The 16,791-nt window shown below is 65.5% G+C and carries 15 protein-coding genes; 6 read left to right on the forward strand and 9 right to left on the reverse strand.

Features of this window, described 5'->3' with window-relative positions:
* The first annotated feature begins 112 nt into the window (after positions 1–112).
* Both IPL75_06430 and IPL75_06435 read left to right on the forward strand, forming a co-directional pair.
* The gene (locus IPL75_06430; protein ID MBK9239892.1) at positions 113–3,052 is read left to right on the forward strand and encodes a protein kinase; all 2,940 of its coding nucleotides are present in this window, start codon (positions 113–115) and stop codon (positions 3,050–3,052) included.
* Between the two features lie 11 nt (positions 3,053–3,063).
* Positions 3,064–3,534 (forward strand): hypothetical protein, encoded by a 471-nt coding sequence (locus IPL75_06435; GenBank protein ID MBK9239893.1) that lies wholly within the window; start codon positions 3,064–3,066, stop codon positions 3,532–3,534.
* 67 nt (positions 3,535–3,601) lie between these two features.
* Here the strand turns inward: IPL75_06435 and IPL75_06440 are convergent, their stop codons facing one another.
* The 4 genes from IPL75_06440 to IPL75_06455 form a co-directional block, all read right to left on the reverse strand.
* Positions 3,602–4,000, reverse strand: coding sequence for a hypothetical protein (locus tag IPL75_06440; GenBank protein ID MBK9239894.1), 399 nt, complete (start codon positions 3,998–4,000; stop codon positions 3,602–3,604).
* 103 nt (positions 4,001–4,103) lie between these two features.
* Positions 4,104–6,410: a glycoside hydrolase family 31 protein gene (locus IPL75_06445; GenBank protein ID MBK9239895.1), complete on the reverse strand. Its 2,307-nt coding sequence runs from the start codon at positions 6,408–6,410 to the stop codon at positions 4,104–4,106.
* A gap of 204 nt (positions 6,411–6,614) precedes the next feature.
* Positions 6,615–7,424 carry a glycoside hydrolase gene (locus IPL75_06450; GenBank protein ID MBK9239896.1) on the reverse strand — a complete coding sequence of 270 codons (810 nt, stop codon included), beginning with the start codon at positions 7,422–7,424 and terminating at the stop codon, positions 6,615–6,617.
* 123 nt (positions 7,425–7,547) lie between these two features.
* Positions 7,548–9,083: an MBL fold metallo-hydrolase gene (locus IPL75_06455; GenBank protein ID MBK9239897.1), complete on the reverse strand. Its 1,536-nt coding sequence runs from the start codon at positions 9,081–9,083 to the stop codon at positions 7,548–7,550.
* Between the two features lie 26 nt (positions 9,084–9,109).
* Here IPL75_06455 and IPL75_06460 point away from each other — a divergent pair, with 26 nt between their 5' ends.
* The gene (locus tag IPL75_06460; GenBank protein MBK9239898.1) at positions 9,110–10,246 is read left to right on the forward strand and encodes a hypothetical protein; all 1,137 of its coding nucleotides are present in this window, start codon (positions 9,110–9,112) and stop codon (positions 10,244–10,246) included.
* Positions 10,247–10,263: 17 nt separating this feature from the next.
* On the opposite strand, the gene IPL75_06465 is transcribed toward IPL75_06460, so the two are convergent.
* Entirely contained in the window at positions 10,264–10,668 is a 405-nt protein-coding gene (locus tag IPL75_06465) for a PIN domain-containing protein (GenBank protein MBK9239899.1), read from the reverse strand.
* A complete protein-coding gene (locus IPL75_06470; protein ID MBK9239900.1) occupies positions 10,661–10,987 on the reverse strand; it encodes a hypothetical protein in 327 nt (108 codons plus the stop codon). The genes IPL75_06465 and IPL75_06470 overlap by 8 nt, the downstream gene beginning before the upstream one ends.
* Before the next feature lie 138 nt (positions 10,988–11,125).
* Here IPL75_06470 and IPL75_06475 point away from each other — a divergent pair, with 138 nt between their 5' ends.
* Positions 11,126–11,446: a cupin domain-containing protein gene (locus IPL75_06475; protein MBK9239901.1), complete on the forward strand. Its 321-nt coding sequence runs from the start codon at positions 11,126–11,128 to the stop codon at positions 11,444–11,446.
* A 15-nt stretch (positions 11,447–11,461) separates the two neighbouring features.
* Here IPL75_06475 and IPL75_06480 read toward each other — a convergent pair whose 3' ends face one another.
* From IPL75_06480 to IPL75_06490, 3 genes are all read right to left on the reverse strand, one after another.
* Positions 11,462–11,887 (reverse strand): hypothetical protein, encoded by a 426-nt coding sequence (locus IPL75_06480; protein ID MBK9239902.1) that lies wholly within the window; start codon positions 11,885–11,887, stop codon positions 11,462–11,464.
* A gap of 45 nt (positions 11,888–11,932) precedes the next feature.
* Positions 11,933–13,345: a nitronate monooxygenase gene (locus IPL75_06485; GenBank protein MBK9239903.1), complete on the reverse strand. Its 1,413-nt coding sequence runs from the start codon at positions 13,343–13,345 to the stop codon at positions 11,933–11,935.
* Between the two features lie 231 nt (positions 13,346–13,576).
* Entirely contained in the window at positions 13,577–14,287 is a 711-nt protein-coding gene (locus IPL75_06490) for a methyltransferase domain-containing protein (protein MBK9239904.1), read from the reverse strand.
* A gap of 78 nt (positions 14,288–14,365) precedes the next feature.
* Between IPL75_06490 and IPL75_06495 the strand changes: the two genes are divergently transcribed.
* Complete coding sequence (locus tag IPL75_06495; GenBank protein MBK9239905.1) at positions 14,366–16,288, forward strand: FAD-dependent oxidoreductase; 1,923 nt, start codon at positions 14,366–14,368, stop codon at positions 16,286–16,288.
* Positions 16,288–16,788, forward strand: coding sequence for a Rieske 2Fe-2S domain-containing protein (locus tag IPL75_06500; protein MBK9239906.1), 501 nt, complete (start codon positions 16,288–16,290; stop codon positions 16,786–16,788). The genes IPL75_06495 and IPL75_06500 overlap by 1 nt, the downstream gene beginning before the upstream one ends.
* Positions 16,789–16,791: the final 3 nt, after the last annotated feature.

Below are 16,791 nucleotides of genomic sequence, written 5' to 3' on the forward strand. Positions count from 1 at the left end.
GCCTGATTACTCGGGAAACGCTCATTCCGGCGTCGCCGGCGCGCGTCGGAATCGGCCTAACTGGGGAATTATCCCCACCGATCTATACTGGGCGGTCTCAGTCTGGAGGGACATGGCTCGTCCCGCTGTTGGATCACAAGTCTCCCATTACCGCCTCGAGCGCGTGCTCGGCGCCGGCGGCATGGGCGAAGTGTTTCTGGCCCGCGATCTCACGCTCGGCCGCCCCGTGGCCATTAAGTTCCTCATTGAGCCTGACGATGAGCAGGGGCGGAGGCGGTTGCTGGCCGAAGCGCGGTCGGTGGCCGCGCTCGACCACCCGTCAATTTGCACCGTCCATGAAGTGGTGACCGACGAAGTCTCAGGCGACTTCATCGTCATGGCCTATGTGGAAGGCGAGACGCTTGCGACGCGGCTGGGCCGTGGGCGGATGCAGCCCCCCGAGATGCTCGCGGTGATGACGCCGCTGTTCCAGGCGCTGGCGTCGGCACACCGGGTGGGCGTTGTTCATCGCGACATCAAGCCGCAGAACATCGTGATCACGCCATCGGGCCAGCCGAAGTTGCTCGACTTTGGGATCGCCAAGCGGATGCTCTCCGAGGATCAGCCCGCGGATGCCACGACGGCATCGCAGGTGACAGGTGATGGCAACGTCGTCGGCACGCTGGCGTACATGTCGCCCGAACAGATCCAGGGACGCCCCGTGGATGCGCGGAGCGACCTCTTCTCACTGGGCTGCGTGTTGTACGAGTGCCTGGTGGGGGTGCGACCGTTCGCGGGCGCATCACGCGCCGAGATCATCGGCCGGTTGCTGCACGTGGACCCCGCGGCGCCATCAACCGTGGTGCCTGGCCTGGCGCCCATCTACGACACGCTGTGTGCGGATCTGCTCCGGAAGGTTCCGAGCGAACGATTTCAGTCCGCTGATGAAGTGCTGGGGGCCATTCGCAGCCTGTCGCCGAACTATCGATCGGCAGAAACGACACGGGCGACGGCTGCGGAGGTGCGCGGCCCGTCACGCTTCTCGCGCCGGCACTGGCTGACGTTGGCGGTGGCTGCCGGAGTGGTGGCTGTCGCGGGCATTGGGTGGTTCTGGCGCGGAACTGCGCTACCAACGGCGTCGCCCGAGGCGATTCAGTGGTTCGACCGCGGCGTGGAGAAGCTGCGGGAAGGCAGTTATGCGGGCGCGCGATCGGCGCTGCTTGAAGCCGTGAGGTTGAGCCCGGAGTTCATCCAGGCTCACCTGCGCCTGGCAGAGGCCAAGGCGGAACTCGACGACAACACCGGTGCGCAGGAAGCGTTGCTGCAGGTCAACGCGCTGTTGCCCTCGGCGGCCAGACTGCCTCGGGAGGATCAGTGGCGTCTGGAGGCGGTGCGATCGTCGGTGCTGCGCGACCATGAGCGCGCGATTGCGGCGTACCGGCAGTTGGCCGATGTGTCGCCAACCACGGCCAGCGTCTGGTTGGATGTGGGGCGCGCGGAAGAAGCGGCAGGGCGTCGGGCTGCCGCCATGGACAACTTCGCCAAGGCCGTGAAGCTGGACGGGCAATACGCCGCCGCGCATCTGCGCCTCGGCGTGGTGCAGTCGCAGGGGGGCCAGAGTGTGGCCGCGATCGCCTCGCTTGATGAAGCCATCCGGCTGTATCAGGCGGGCGCGAATGTGGAGGGCGAGGCCGAAGCCACGTTGCGCAAAGCGGCCGCGCACAGCGCCCGGCGTGAGCTTGATGCCGCCAGGCAGGCGCTGGCCAGAGTGGCGGAGATATCGGCTGGGCCCGGATATGTGTCACTGCGGTTGCGCGCCCAGTTTGCACGGGCGCGCCTCGCGCTGGCCGAGGGCCAGTTCCAGGAATCCGAGACGCTCTCGCGCGCGGCATCCGAGGAGGCCATTCGGGCGCGCATGCTGACCATCGCCTCGGATGGGCTTCGCGACCTCGGCACGGCGCTGCTGGTGGCGGGCCGGCGCGCCGACGCGGACGTGCAGTTCACGCGCGCGATCGATCTCGCGATCGAGCAGCGGGCCGATCGCGCCGAGATGCAGGCGCGCCTGCAACAGGCCGCCCTGCGATTGCAGGACGACCGCTACGCCGACGTCATTGCGATGGTCGACGCCCCGCTCCAGTTCTTCACCACGGGCCGCTATGTGCGCAATGAGGCCGAGGCGAAGAGCATCCTCGCGCGAGCCCACGAAGGCCTGGAGCAGTATGACCAGGCCCGACAGCTGGCGAGCGAGGTCCTCGCCCTCGCCACGTCGATCGATGATCAAGTGCTGACGGGCGTGTCACTGGACAATCTGGCGGGACAGGCCGAGCGGCTCGGGCAGCTCCCGGAGGCACTGGCGCTTCGCGAACGTCTGGAGGCCCTGCACCGCGACCGGGCCGACCACACGTCACTCGGGTACGACCTGGTCAATCGTGCGGAACTGTTGATTCGACTGGGCCGCGGCGAGGAGGGTGAAGCGGCGCTCGCCGAGGTCGAACGCGCGATTGCATCGGGCAGCGAAGCCTACCGGGGGCGCGCCCGCCGGGTGGCGCTGATGCGTGCGCTTCGTGCGGCCATCGAGGGTCGTCACGCTCAGGTCGAATCACTGTCCCGGGTGGCCATCGGCCAGGCTACGCCGACTGCGCAGGATGACACGGCGCTCTTTGCGCAGATCCTGGCTGAGTACGCGCGCGCCCATGCCGGCACCAGCCGCGTGGCCGTGGCGACCATCGCGGCGTGGCCGAGCCAGGCCTCCAGGCCCTCGTTCGTCCGCGAGTGCGCCTACTGGACCGCTCGCACCCTGCTGCTCCGTCGCGAGCCGAGCCTGGCCCGCTCGCTCGTCGAAGGCGCGTGGGGCGCCGCGCCTGTCCGCAACAACCTGGAACTGCGCTGGCGGCTGGCGGCAGTGGCTGCACAGGCCTCCACTGACGGCGGCACCGGAACCGGTGCTACGATGCGCACGTCCGCTCGCGATGATCTGGCTGCGCTGCTGGGGCAGTGGGCCGCACAGGGGGCCCGATACGGCACCCGGCCCGATCTCGCGCCATTGATGAAAGAGACGAAAGGTATTTCATGAAGCCTTCTTCCGTGCGTATTGTTTCCGTGTTGTTGCTGCTGATCGTGCTGGGTCTGGTCCAGGCCACTCGCGGGTCTGCGGCTCAGGATCTGGATGAGGATCGTCCTCCCATTATTGTCAGCAGCGGTTCGGTCATCATTCAATCGACCGGTGCCTGGACCAGTGAGGGCGGCAAGCGCTTCAAGCAGCGGGACGGCAGGCGCAGGGGCGTCAGGTTGTTCATGGCCACCACCGGCTCATGCCGGGTTGAGGGCCGCAACATTGTCGTGACCTACGGCAAGAATCAGATCAGGCTTGGCCCTAGCCGCACTGCGGCATCCAATAGAGACGATGCCGAGCTGGAATTTCCGGCTGATGCGGATGTGACTGAGACCGCGCCGGGGACCCTGAGAGTGACCACGAGCGATCCGCTGGTCAGTGTGGCGAGCGGCAGGGATCGGTGCGACGTGTCGGGCAACATCACGATCCGCCAGATTCGCTGAGGCTGATACGAATGGGCGCGGCCGCAGACACTTTCGTCTGCGACCGCGCCTTTCCACGTCCGGTCGATTAACGACCGCCGCGCCGCTTCGCTTTCTGCTCGGGCGTCAGAATCGCGTCAACATCCTGTCGCGCCTTCTCGTGGATGCTCTTGACCTGCGCCTTCTGATCCTCTGTCAGGTCCAGGCCGCGCAACCCGAACCCTTGACCACCGCGGCGGCCAACGCCGGGGCCTCCGGGGCCGCCGGCACCACGGCCACGCATCGCGCCCTGCGGGCCGCGCCGGAATCCCTGACCCTGCCGCAGGCCCTGTCCCTGGATGCCCAGGGCGCGACCGGGGCCGCGCTGGGCCATGTTGACCCCAGGTCCCGCGCCACGCTGCGCTTCGGGTGCCGGCCCCTGCGCCGACACAACCGCACCCACGACCGCCAACACGGCCACGCCAACCATTGCCAATGTGCGTTTCATAACTGCTCCCTTCGCAACCGCGGAAATGTCTCTCTTTTTCCGCTTCTATGGAATGAGACTGGGCGGGTGCCCGTGGTATTCCCGGGTGTCTCCGACGGGAGCGTCAGAACGCGATGACCACGCGCACGCCGCGGTACGTCACTGCTTTGGACGACCCGTCGGGTAACGTGACCCTGAACTCGCGGGTCACGCCCGCGCCGGTTGCGCCAGCCGGAGTGCCAGGCACCAGGGTGAGTTGGCGCGCGCCATCGTTCCACGTCATGCGGATCCACTGGCCGCGTCCGGCGAGATACTCCTGGCTGATCCCGTCGTCGTCATACAACGTGAACTCGCCGTTGGCGCCGGGGTAGACCCGCAACGTCGTGGGTTCCGTCACGGGTTCGGCCGTGTATTGCCGCACCGGGTCGAATGGCACGATGGCGCCGGCACGCACGTAGATGGGCATCGTCTCGAGCGAGACCGGGCGTGACACGGTGCGTCCGCCGGCGACGCGTTCGTTCGTCCACCAGTCATACCAATCACCCGTCGGGAGGTAGACATCGCGTGTGGTGGCGCCTGGCTTGAATACCGGAGCCACCAGCAAGTCACGTCCCCACAGATATTCCGTTCCAATGCCTCGCGCGCGCACGTCGTCGGGATAGTGCAGCCAGAGCGCTCGCATGAGGGGCAGCCCCAGGTCGCGCGCCTCACGCGCCAGCGTGTAGGTGTAGGGCATCAACTGATAACGAAGCTCGGCGTACTTTTTCGCCACCGGTTCGATGGCGGGGTTATTCAGCTCAGAAGCCAGGATGTTGCGGCGATCGCCTTCCGGCGGCGCCGTGTTGTTGTTGCCGTACTCGAGGGGGCCGAGGTTATCGAGGCCCCAGCCCCAGGGCAGCCGCGTTTGCCAGACGCGACCGTGTGACCGGAACGATCCACAAAACGCCGCGAACTGGAACCAGCGCGCGTACAGTTCACCGGTGAGCTCGCGATTCGGATAGAACCCGCCGATGTCCGAGCCCCAGTAGGGACCGATGCTCAGCGAGTAGTTGAGGCCGACGGCGATCTGCGCTTCGAGCGTCTTCCAGGATGTTTCCGTATCCCCCGACCAGACCCAGCCGCCCCATCGCGCGATACCCGGAAACCCGTTGCGCTGCAGGCTCCACGGCCGCACGTTGGGTGTGGTCGAGAGGTGGCCCTGATAGTAGAGCTTGAACCTGGCGAGGCGTTCGAACAGATTGAACCAGTCGCCCTCGTCTGGCCAGAACGCATCCACGCCCGCCTTCACAAGGCCCACGTGTTGCTGCCAGTAGCTCGGAATGTTCGCGTCATTGATCGTGGGCAGTTTGTCGCGGTCCCACGGCACCATGTGCACCACCACCTTCACATTGCGTGCGTGCATGTCGGCCAGAACGGTGGCCGGGTTGCGCGTGAAGACGTCGGGGTTGAAGTCGAATGACGGTTGCCGGGTGTTCCATCCGACAGGCGCGAATCCGGTGCCCAGGTAAATCACCGCATCAAGCGGAATACGCTTCGACCGGAACGTGTCGATGATCCCCAGCATCTGCGCGTCGTCTTTCAGCGTGCGATGCGATTGCATGTAGCCGAGCGCCCACTTTGGCGGCATCACAGCCGGGCCTGTGATGACGGCAAAGTCTTTCATCGCCGCCGCCGGCTCGTGCGCATCAAAGACGAAGACGTCGTAGAGGCCGGGCACGTAGGCGTCGGCCGGTGGCAGTCCCTTGCCAAGCGCTTGCTGCTGATTCCCTTCGGTCTGCGGCGCTCGTTCGGCGTCGGTGGGCGGCCGAGGGGTGAACACGCCACGAGCGGCATCGCGCATGTCCACGTGCACCCAGGGCGTTGCCACGAACAGGCCCCACCCGCGGGTACCCATCAGCATCGCGGCCGGGTTGCGCGATCCGTACATGTCGCTCTGCCAGCGCGGCTCCATCGTGTCGAGTGCGCCTCGGCGATCGAATTGCACGGGCTGTTCACGCCACGGTGAACCCTGTGCGGGCCTCGGGCCACCCTCGCCCAACCCCAGCACCGGATGTTCATCCACTTTGAACGCCAGTGTGCCGTCTGCTTCGAAGACCAGCTCCTGCACCAGCTGACCCGCGGCATTGGTGACGGTCACGGTGAGCGGCGATGGTCGGACTGCCACCTGGAACCGGCCGACTCGTTGTTGTATCGGTTTCGCCAGGGTTCGGATGCGGATGGCTGGTGCTGGATAGGTGCGGTCCACCACGGCCGGCGTGGCAGGAAAGTTTGCCTTGAAACTGATCGGCTTGAGCGTGACGCGAAGCGAGCGGTCCCCGGCCACACGGATCTGAAGTTCAGCCGGCTGACCCGCCGTGGTCAACGTCGATTGTGCCGTCGCCGTCTGGCTCGCAAGGGCAGTGATGACAATAAGCGCCTGAAACAATCGCATGGTGTGAACCCCGGCACATTCTACGCGCGGCAGCGGAGGCGCGCATTTCGTAGCGCGGCGTGCACTTCAACGCCGCGAGACTCGGCGGCCTTGAGACCCAGGCCGCCCTACGAGGACCGAGACCGCCCTACGACACCCAGGACCCCAGGACCCCAGGACCCCGGGACTCCAGGACTCTGGACTCTGGACTCTGGACCCTGGACTCTATTGCGGGGGCCGTGCCGGCCGCAGGTTCCGGCCGTGATACACGTCGGCGGGAATGTGATGACCGGCATAGACGCGCTCGAGAATGGCGAAGAGGGCCGGGTCGTAGGCCTTCAGGTCGTCGGGTGATTGGACGCGTGCCTTCGTCGTGCCGTCGTAGAACTCGATGTTCGACCAGAACCACCACTGCGTGCCTTCCGCAAAATATTCGGCGGGCGTATTGATCGCGTACTGTTCTCGGCCTGCCGAGTCCTTGTAGAGCCCCTTCGCCTTGGCCGCGTCGTATGCCACCTGAATCTCGGCATGAAGCGCTGGGTCCGACACCCGGAGCGCGCCCATGATGTTGTGGCTGAACTCATGCACCGTGATGTGTTCGCCGTAGTACCGAGTGCCGGGCAATCCGAGCAGGTTCTCTTCGGCACACGACGTCACATTGCCGCCCATCCCGCGGGCGCGCGCATCCCAGTACTCCTTGTCCGTCTTGCTCGCGATGCCGTTGGGCCCGTGGTAGTTCGCCCGTTCGCCCGGCGTGAGGCGCCGGTCGTCGATCGCGGGCTTCTTCCAGTCGCGCCGTTCGGGCAGATCCGTTTCGCCCTCCGTCTGGTCCATCACGAGCATGCGCGACTTGCGGCCCACCAGCACCGCCCGCACGTCCGGCCGCTTCACCAGCATGTAGTTGACAATGTCGCGCGCCAGCAAGAGCGCCGCATCATCCACTTTCTCTGATGACACGATCGGAATACCGAACGCGTCGGTGTACTTCTTGTAGAACGGGTCGAGGCCCAACGCCTCAGGCGGCGCCGTGACCATCGCCGCGCCGTAGCTGGCAACGATGGGTGGTCCGGTCGCGACGCCGCCGGGCGGGCGTGGCGGCGCGGCCTGGGTCATCAGCGCGAGGCCGACCAGTGAAAGCATCAAAGTGTTCGACATCAGTTACCCTCGTCGCACTTCCGCAGGCTGCGGAAATCCAGATGAATCAAGCTCGTACGCATAGGCTTCCTTCATGGCCGTATTTCCGCTATCGGTGTAGACAAACAGCCGCTTGCCGTTGGTGCGGGTCTTCACGATCCCAAAGGCCGTCCGGCTGAACCCGAAAAAGTCGCCACGTTCTTTCTGGGCCTTGGTCTTCGGGCTGGCCAGCTTTGACCACCCCTCGACGTTGAAGAACGCCACCAACTCCGTGACAAAGATGAGTGGCTCGGGCACCCTGGACCACTTGCCAAGCGCGCCAACGAGCGTGGCGCGAGGGTGGATGTACTCCTTTTGTGCGCTTTCGTCGCCGCTCGAGATGATGCTGACCACTGGCGCCACCGCCTCGAACAGCGCGCCCGAAAATTCGTGGGAACCGTGGTGCGGCACCTTGAAGACATCGGACCTGAGGTTGACGCGCCCGGCATTGTGCTCGCGCGTCAGGAACCGGCCTGCCTCGTCGTTCAGGTCGCCAGTGAACAGATAACTGAAACCCCCATAGACAAGGCGGAACACCACCGAATGGCCGTTGATCGTGTGCGAGGCCGAGTGCCCTTTAAAGGGAGTGGTGTCCACGTTGAGCGATTCCTGCCCAATCCGAGGTCCCTTCGGAGGATTGCCCAGGAATGGGAGCGCTGGCTTCCCACCTACTTGCGTCACCAGCGGGCCAAGCACCTCGATGCGCAGATCGCCCTGATTAAAAAACGCAAACGCGTCATCGTCGCCAAACTGCAAGCGCCTGATCTCGACCGGAGACCGCGTGTCGTACTCCTTCAACGCGTCGCGCCACTTCGTGAACGGCTCATTCAGTTCGCCATCGGGAACTGTCAGGAGATTGTCTTCAAGGCCGGTCAGATACGTCCGATTGTCCACCTCGCTGGTGGCACCGAGCAGTTCCTTGTCCGGCACCCGCTTGCCGTTCTTCGAACCCGGCCGTTTGACGATGCCGTTGTGGTAGTAGCGCCTGGGCTTGATGAACAGTCGCTTGCGGTGTTCCGCGTGGGTTTCCGACTTGAGGATTTCCGGGAGGCCATCAAAGTGGTCCGCATCCCCGTGGGTGACCAATATGCAATCGACTTCCTGTGGCGAGTTCGCGGTGGTTCCGCGAAAGCGCCCGGCCAGGTATCGTGCGAACAACTGATTGTCACCACCGTCCACGAGAATGACCTTGCCGTCGGGCGACTCGATCACCGAGCCGTCGCCCTGCTGCACGTCCACGAAGTTCACCTTCAGGACATCGTTCTGGCTGATGGGCCGGACGACGTCGGCCGCCTTCAGTCCGGAACTCTTCGAGGGTTCGATGAAGCCGGTTTCGTGCTCGGGCAGGATGCTGCCGTCAGGCTGCTCGACAAAACGCACCGTCTCCACCGCCACGCGCGTGGACGTCTGTTCGGTGACCGCCACTTCGTCGCCCCACGCCAGAGTGCGGATGAGCTTCTTCCGGCCGGGCTCGCGCCACACGTCGACGAGGTCCACATTGACGACGCATCTGGTGCTCATTGGGAGGACGGTAGCATAATGCAAACATGATCAGGCTGGCTCGCACGGTGGTGACACTCGCCGCGCTTGTCGCGATGGCGCCGGGCGTCTCCACGCTGGCCGCGCAGGCCCAGACCGGCGCGCGTATCGTGGAGATCAGCGGCAACCACCGCAACGGCACCGCCACCTTTCGCATCGACGCGCCGCAGGCGCGCGACGTCCGCGTGGTGATGGAGCCCATGAATGCGGCTGACGCCAAGCCGATGGTGAAAGACGACAAGGGGATGTGGACGGCGACTCTGGGCCCGTTCGATCCCGACTACTACGCGGTCGCGTTTCTCACCGACGGAGTGTGGCGCACCGCCGGGTATGTGCATGTCACCGGGCCGGCGCCGCAGGCCTGGGACCCGCGTCCGGTGAAACACGGGACCGTGCACCAGCACTGGTACGACTCGAAGACGCTGAACATGTTCCGCAGTGTCTGGGTCTACACGCCGCCAGGCTACGAGGAAAGCAAGGAGTCTTTCCCGGTCCTGTACCTCCTGCATGGCAGCGGTGGAGACGAAGGCTCCTGGGTCAACGACGGCCTGGCGAACATCATCCTCGACAACCAGATTGCCGACGGCCGTGCCAAACCGATGATCGTCGTCATGCCCTTCGGCCACACGAATCCCAGCCCCAGGGCGGGTGTCGCGCCGTCGTATACGGGCCGCGATACCCAGGCCTTCACCCAGGAGTTGTTGAGCGAAGTCATACCCGCCGTCGAAAGGAACTATCGGGTGTCGCGCAAGGCCGACCATCGCGCGATCGCAGGGTTCTCCATGGGCGGCAATCACGCGCGCCTCATTGGCCTGCAGCGGCTGGACCTGTTTCACTCAGTCGCGACGTTCAGCGGCACGATCGGGGTGCGGGGCCCTCAGGTCACCGCCGCGACGATCGAGGAGGCGTATGGACCGGCGTTCGAGGAACCCGATTCGGTCCCGAACGGCATCAATGTGGCGCTGCGCCTGCTGTGGCTCGGAGTCGGCTCACAGGAGGAACGCCTGCTCACCCAGCACAAGCTGTTCACCGATCTGCTCAACGAGCGCCGGATCAAACACACGTTCGTGGTCGAGCCCGGCGGCCACACATGGCACGTGTGGCGGCGCAATCTGCGCGACCTCGTGGCGCTGTTGTTTCGATAGGTCGCGCCGCTCGGCCGCTACCAGATTGTCTTGACCACTCCGGCCTCGCGAATCGCGGAGTCGCGGGTGATCAGCCCCAGGCCCAGGTCCAGGGCGCTTGCGACGATGAGGCCGTCGAACGGGTCGCGGGTAAATCGCAGGTCGTCGGCGTCGAAGACCTGGCCGGCGTCAAGCGCGTGTGGTTGATAGGCCGGGTTGCTGAACAGGTCTCCAAAAAACTCGCGCACAGGACGCCGCAGGTTGATGCGGACCACGCGAGCCAGCAGGCTGACTTCCCAGATGACCGCCGCAGGCACGTAAATGATCATCTCGCGCCGCTCGGCTGCCGCGAAGGCGGCCCTGGCTTTGGGGCCAAGAACGCCTCCGCCGGCAGCGTGGAAGACCAGCGCGTGCGTGTCGGTGACCGCAGCGTTGTCAGCCACGCCGTGCCTTTCGCGGACGTCTGGCGCGTGATCCGGAAAGTGGTGGCGTCTCCCGCGCGATGAACGGCCGCTGCAGGGACGCGGCGAACACCGACTGCACGTACGCACCCGCGTGCTCAAGCGTGGGGTCGCCCGGGGCGATGTCGATGGTGCCGACCACCGACCGTGACGCGTTTGCACCGTGACCGCCCGCGCGTGCGGCGGTGATGAGCCCGTCCAGCGCCTCACTCAGGCTCCGGCGTTTGGTGGTGGCCGCCCGACCCTTTAACCAGAGCAAGTTGCCCTCTTCAAGGGTTACCGACAGCGCTCGTTTTGGCATGAACATACGATAACACGAACACAGAGCTACTGCCCACACTGTCCGTGGGTCCGCAGGTCCGTGGGTCCGCGCTGAACGGCGCGGCTCCGCGAACCCACGGACCTACGGACCAGCGGACCCACGGACTATGATCTTCATATGGTCCCTGCCTCTGAAGTCCTCTCCCTCCATTCCCTCGTCACCCCAACCCCTGACGGTATCGCCTCAAGAATTCTGGCAAAGACGCCTGGAGGAAGCGTGACGTTATTCGCGTTCGCTGAAGGGCAGGGTCTGACCGAGCACACCTCGCCGTTTGATGCGCTGGTGATGGTGCTTGAAGGTGCACTCATCCTGACCATCGGCGGAGTGGCCATGCGCACCGAGCCCGGCACGCTGGTGCGAATGCCTGCGGACATTCCACACGCCGTCGACGCGCCCGAGGCGGCGCGCATGTTGTTGACGATGCTGAAGGCGAGCTGAGGGCGGCGCAGGCGGCTATGCGGTGCCGGCGGCAGATCGGCGATTCATGTAACCGCGAAGGCCCTTGACGTTGATCGAAATGACGATCAGGCCACGTGAAGTGGCCATGATGTCGACGTCAAAGTCGTGGCCGCGTTCGGTCAGCCGGTCCACGACGTACGACAGCGTCTGCATGGCCAGCGGACTGGCGTCGTCTTTGGCGTGGCCACGTTCGGCGGCCACTGTCACCCACGTGTTGTCGGTGCGTCTGGAGTCGCGCCCGGGCCGCTCGGAGCGCTTGATGCGCTGAATGGTGACACTGATGGCGTTGACAACCTTGTTCTGCCACACCCATTCCCGCACATCGTCTGTGGTCATGGCGCCGGCCGCCACCTGCTGCCGCTTGTCGTCCCACACCGCCAGCCATCGTCGCTCTTCAGCCGTAAACGCTTCGTCAGTCACGGGCTGATCGTACACGAAAATTTCGGCAACCTGGCTGCCATGGGACTACGCCAGTTTGGAAACCGCCTGAGATTCATATTCGAGCACGGCAATCACATCTGCCGCGGTGTACTCGGTCGCGCCCGGGCTCAGGAATCGCGCCACGCCGGGGAGATCATCGCCCATGGTGATGATCCCGGGTTCAACCAGACGGCCCGCTCGCACTTGTGGGAGACCGGTCGTGGCCACGAGCGCGTTGCAGATGCACGCGCGGCCCTCGGTGGCCGCGCGGTCGCCGCCCTTCGATTCATAGACGTTGACGGGCTCAGCCGGACATCGGAATCCGACCGCGCCGTCGGTGGTCCGATACGCTTCGCGGAGGTAGCCGAGGTCGCAAATGCGCGGCCGCGCGTCCAGGACGCCTTCGTCCGACAACGTGCCAGGCACCCGGGCCACCTTGAACGGAAAGCCGGTGGGCGAGGCCTTGGGATCCGTGAAGATGTCGGTCGCGCCCGATCGCACCTGCTCCAGCAGCGTGCGCTTGAAGTCGGCGCGCAGGCCGGACTCGGCGCACATGGCGAAGGCCGTTCCCACCTGAATGCCCTCAGCGCCGCGTTCCAGCGCCTCTTGCAAACGGCCGGGCGCGCCCGAACCACCGGCCAGCCAGAACGGCAGGCCGAGCGCCTTCAACTTGTCGAGATTCACCACGTCGCGTGTGCCATACACCGGCTCGCCCCGATCGCTCAGTTGCAGCGCGCCTCGCGGCGGCGCGTTGTGGCCTCCCGCCGTGGGGCCCTCGACGATGAAGCCGTTGACGAGGCCGCTGGCGCGTCGCTGCAGGGTCAACGCCAGCACATCGGACGCGATGATGGCCAGGAACTGCGGCCGTGTGAGCGGTGGCTCCGTCACGCCCACGATCGTCTGCGGATCAAACGACAACGTCGTGGCGTCGTCGGCCGCGGCGCCGCTGACGTTGAGCGGGTAGGTGGCCGGTTGGTGATTGGCGAAGAGATCCAGCACGCCGGGAATTTTGAGCGGGATGCCGGCGCCCATCAGCACGTAGTGCACGCCGGCGAGCATCGCTCCGTAGATGGAGGGCAAGTGCGGCGTCTGGATCTTCTCCAGATAGTTGATGCCGACGGGATTGTTGTGGCCTTCGCGGGCCAGGAAGACCTCGACGAAATTGGCGACGACACAAAGCGCCTGCCAGTCAGGAGCCGGCGTGGGCGAGGCCTGCGCCCGGGTGACGAACGCGGCGTTGGGCGCTTTGCCTCCGGCGATGTAGTACGTGTCCCACACCTGGTCGGCGAGTCTGGCGACAGGGAAGTGGTCCAGGGCCCGGCGCATGTGGCCGCCGGGGTCGCCCATCTGCAGGCGCCGCGCCAGCACTTCATCGAGTGCCGTGCCGCTGACCACGCCAAGTTGGCCGAGCGTCGAGACAGCGCGCGCCAGGCGCCAGTCGGAGATCCCGACGCCCATGCCGCCCTGGATGATCATCGGATGCGTGCGCGTCACTGGCGATACCTCTGGTTCATCGTAGGCACCGTCCGGGCCGGGAGGATGTAAGGGTTGTGTAATTTGTTTGTGCTGGGTGCTGTTGTGCTGTTGTGCTGGGTGCTGTTGTGCTGGGGTGCTGCACTTCAGCACGGAGCACGGAGCACGGAGCACGGAGCACGGAGCACGGAGCACGGAGCACCGAGCACGGAGCACTTAGCACCGCTTCCGAAATGCGGCCTCGTAGATCACCGGGCCGCCACGCTGGACGGTCAAGGCCGTTGGCCGGTTGTATTCGGTGATCGGCACGGCTGGATCGGGCGTGAATCCCGCATCGGCGAGTTCCTCGATGAGTTGCGCCTCGGTCAGGAAACACTGCGGTTGTCCCGAGAACTGGGTGAACACAAAGGGTTCCCCCTCCACTGGCCGCGCATCGTCGGGCAGGGTGTGCCGCGAGAAGGTGAAGACAAACAGCGCGGCGCCGGGCCTGGCCGCGCGCGCGGCCTCGCGCACGGCCGCGCGGAACTGGGCTGCGGAGTGCGCGAGGTTCCAGATGCCGTGCGCGATGACCAGGTCCGCGCAACGGTCCGGCACCGGCAGTTGCTCCATTGGCGCGAGGCAGAACGTGAGCCGGCCGGGGGATGGGCCCGAGACCTCACGAGCGCGCGCGGCCTTCAGCATGGGCCACGACAGATCGGTGCCGATGACGTTCCAGCCCATGGCCGCCAGCGGCACGGCGTTGCGCGCCGCTCCGCACCCGATGTCGAGAGCCGTGCCCGGGCGACCAAGGCGAGCCAGTTCGCCTGCGGCGAACCGCATGAGGACCTCGTTGGGGGGTGACTGCGAAAACCCCGCCACGGTGCCCGGCGCACTCCAGGCGCTTCCGGCAAGTGGGTCATATTTCGCCATTTCGGTCATTTGTGCCATTTCGCCATTACATGAGCGCACCGAGTATGACCAACGTCATAACCGCTCGTCTGCGGGCCGGATACCTTTGCCAACGGCATGGGTATTCACGTTCGGCTCCCGGATCTCGCTCATTGGAAGTCGCAGGTCAAGTGCCAGACCGCCTGCCCGGTGCAGACCGACGCAGGCAAGTATGTGCAACTCATCGCCGATGGCCGCGACAAGGAGGCGTACCTGGTGGCCAGGGCGCCCAACCCATTTGCCTCGGTGTGCGGCAGGGTCTGCGCGGCGCCGTGTGAGGACGCCTGCCGGAGGGGCGCCATTGACGCGCCAGTCTCCATCCGGGCGCTTAAGCGATATGTCACGGAACAGTATGGCGCCGAGTCGGTAAAACCGGCGACGCAGGATGAACTGCGGCCCAACGGCGTCCACGAGGGCAATCGGTATATCGATCAGCTCCCGCTCGGGTCGCAGGTTCGCGCGGCAGGCCCAGCCCCGCGCCGGCGAGTCGCCGTGATTGGCGCCGGCCCCGCCGGGTTGGCGGCGGCGCACGACCTGGCCCTGCTCGGTCACGACGTCACCGTGTTTGAAGCCGGAAGCGAACCCGGCGGCATGATGCGGTACGGCATTCCGGAATACCGCTTGTCGCGAAGCCTGTTGCGCGCCGAAATCGACAAGATCCTTGCGCTGGGCGTCACCCTGAAACTCGAGACGCCCCTGACACCGGCTTTCGGCTTGTCGCACCTGCGTGCTGCGGGTTTTGAATCCGTGTTTCTGTCGGTTGGCGTCTCCCGCGGGCGCGATCTCCAAATTCCTGGCGTGGAGCTCGACGGCGTGGTCAAAGCCGTCGACTACCTGTTGAACGTGAACCGCGGGTTCCGCATGGATCTGGGTCGCCGAGTGGTGGTCATCGGTGGCGGCTTTGTCGCCTTCGACGCGGCTCGCACCGCTCTGCGCGTGAGCCATGAAGATGAACTCGACGCTCTGGAAGGCGCCGCCGACGCCAGGGCGAAAGAGGCCTTTGATTCGGCGCGTGCCGCCCTGCGTGGCGGTGCGGCGGAAGTCACCATGATCTCGCTCGAACACTTCGACGAGATGCCGGTCCTGCGCACGATGCAGGGACATGACGAATACGAAGAGGCCGGGAAGGAAGGCGTCAAGTTCATCACCCGGCGCGGGCCGCGCGCGTTCATCGGCGCCAACGGCCGGCTGGCGACCATCGAATTGCGCGCTGTCACATCGGTATTTGATTCCGGTGGCCGCTTCGCCCCCGTGTACGACGACGCTGACGTCATCACGCTTGACGCCGACGCGTGCATCCTGGCCATCGGTCAGCAGCCGGACCTGGGCTTTTTGACTCCAGCTGACGGTATTGAACTCAACCCTTCGGGGACCATCCGCGTCGACCCGGTCACGCTGGCCACCAGCGCGCCGGGCATGTTCTCGGGCGGAGACGTCGCGTTTGGTCCCCGAAACCTCATCCAGGCCGTCGCCAACGGCAAGTTGGCTGCGCGTTCGATTCACTCGTTCCTGACCGACCATCGCGCCCGGATTGAGACGCACCTTGAGATCGAGGTCATGCCGACCGCCACCTACCAGATGGTGAGCGGCTTCGAAAACTTCGATCGCGTCGCTGCGCCGACACTCGACATCGGGCGGCGCACGGGCATCGCCGAAGTCGAGACGGGCTACGGCCGCGAGTCCGCTGTGGAGCAGGCCGCGCGGTGCCTGGTCTGCCACATCCAGACCATCTACGACCCGGAGCTGTGTGTCCTCTGCAACCGCTGCGTGGACATCTGTCCCGAGTACTGCCTGGCGTTTGTACCGCTCGACGCCGTGTCGATGCCCGACGCCGAACGCGACGCGGTCACGGCGCGTGCGGGCGAAACAACGCTGCCGCTCACCGCCATGGTGAAAGACGACGAGCGGTGCATTCGATGCGGGCTCTGCGCGATTCGCTGCCCGACCGGTGCCATGACGATGGAGCGGTTTTCAATCACAGAGAACTGGGTGGAGGAGTGATGGCGGGAAACGATCGCCGGGAGTTTTTGATCAAGCTGGGTACGGGCTGTGGCGTGTGCGCACTTGGCGCACAAGGCGTGGCGTCGTTGCGGTCGCTGGTACCCAACGTGTCCTACGACGCGCCAACAACCGTAAAACTGGGAGCGCCTGCGGAGTTTCCGGATGGCCTGAAGTTTCTGGCCGACGAGCGGCTCTTCATCTTCCGCGACGGCAACACCTTCCACGCCGTATCGGCGGTCTGCACGCACCTGGGCTGCACGGTCAGGGCCGAGGCGTTGTCCAAACCAGAAACCGCCACGGTGGGTGGCGCGCCCCTCCGGCTCACGCACCAGTTCAGTTGCCCGTGCCACGGGTCGCATTACACCGGCGACGGCACCAACGTCTCTGGCCCGGCGCCCAAACCCCTGTCGTGGTACCGCCTGTCGGTGGCGACCGACGACGGGCAACTCGTCGTGGATTTGGCGGACGAAGTTGAGCGCGATTTCCGCCTGACGGTCTGAGGT

This window comes from Acidobacteriota bacterium (assembly GCA_016716905.1).
Lineage (GTDB): Bacteria > Acidobacteriota > Vicinamibacteria > Vicinamibacterales > SCN-69-37 > SYFT01.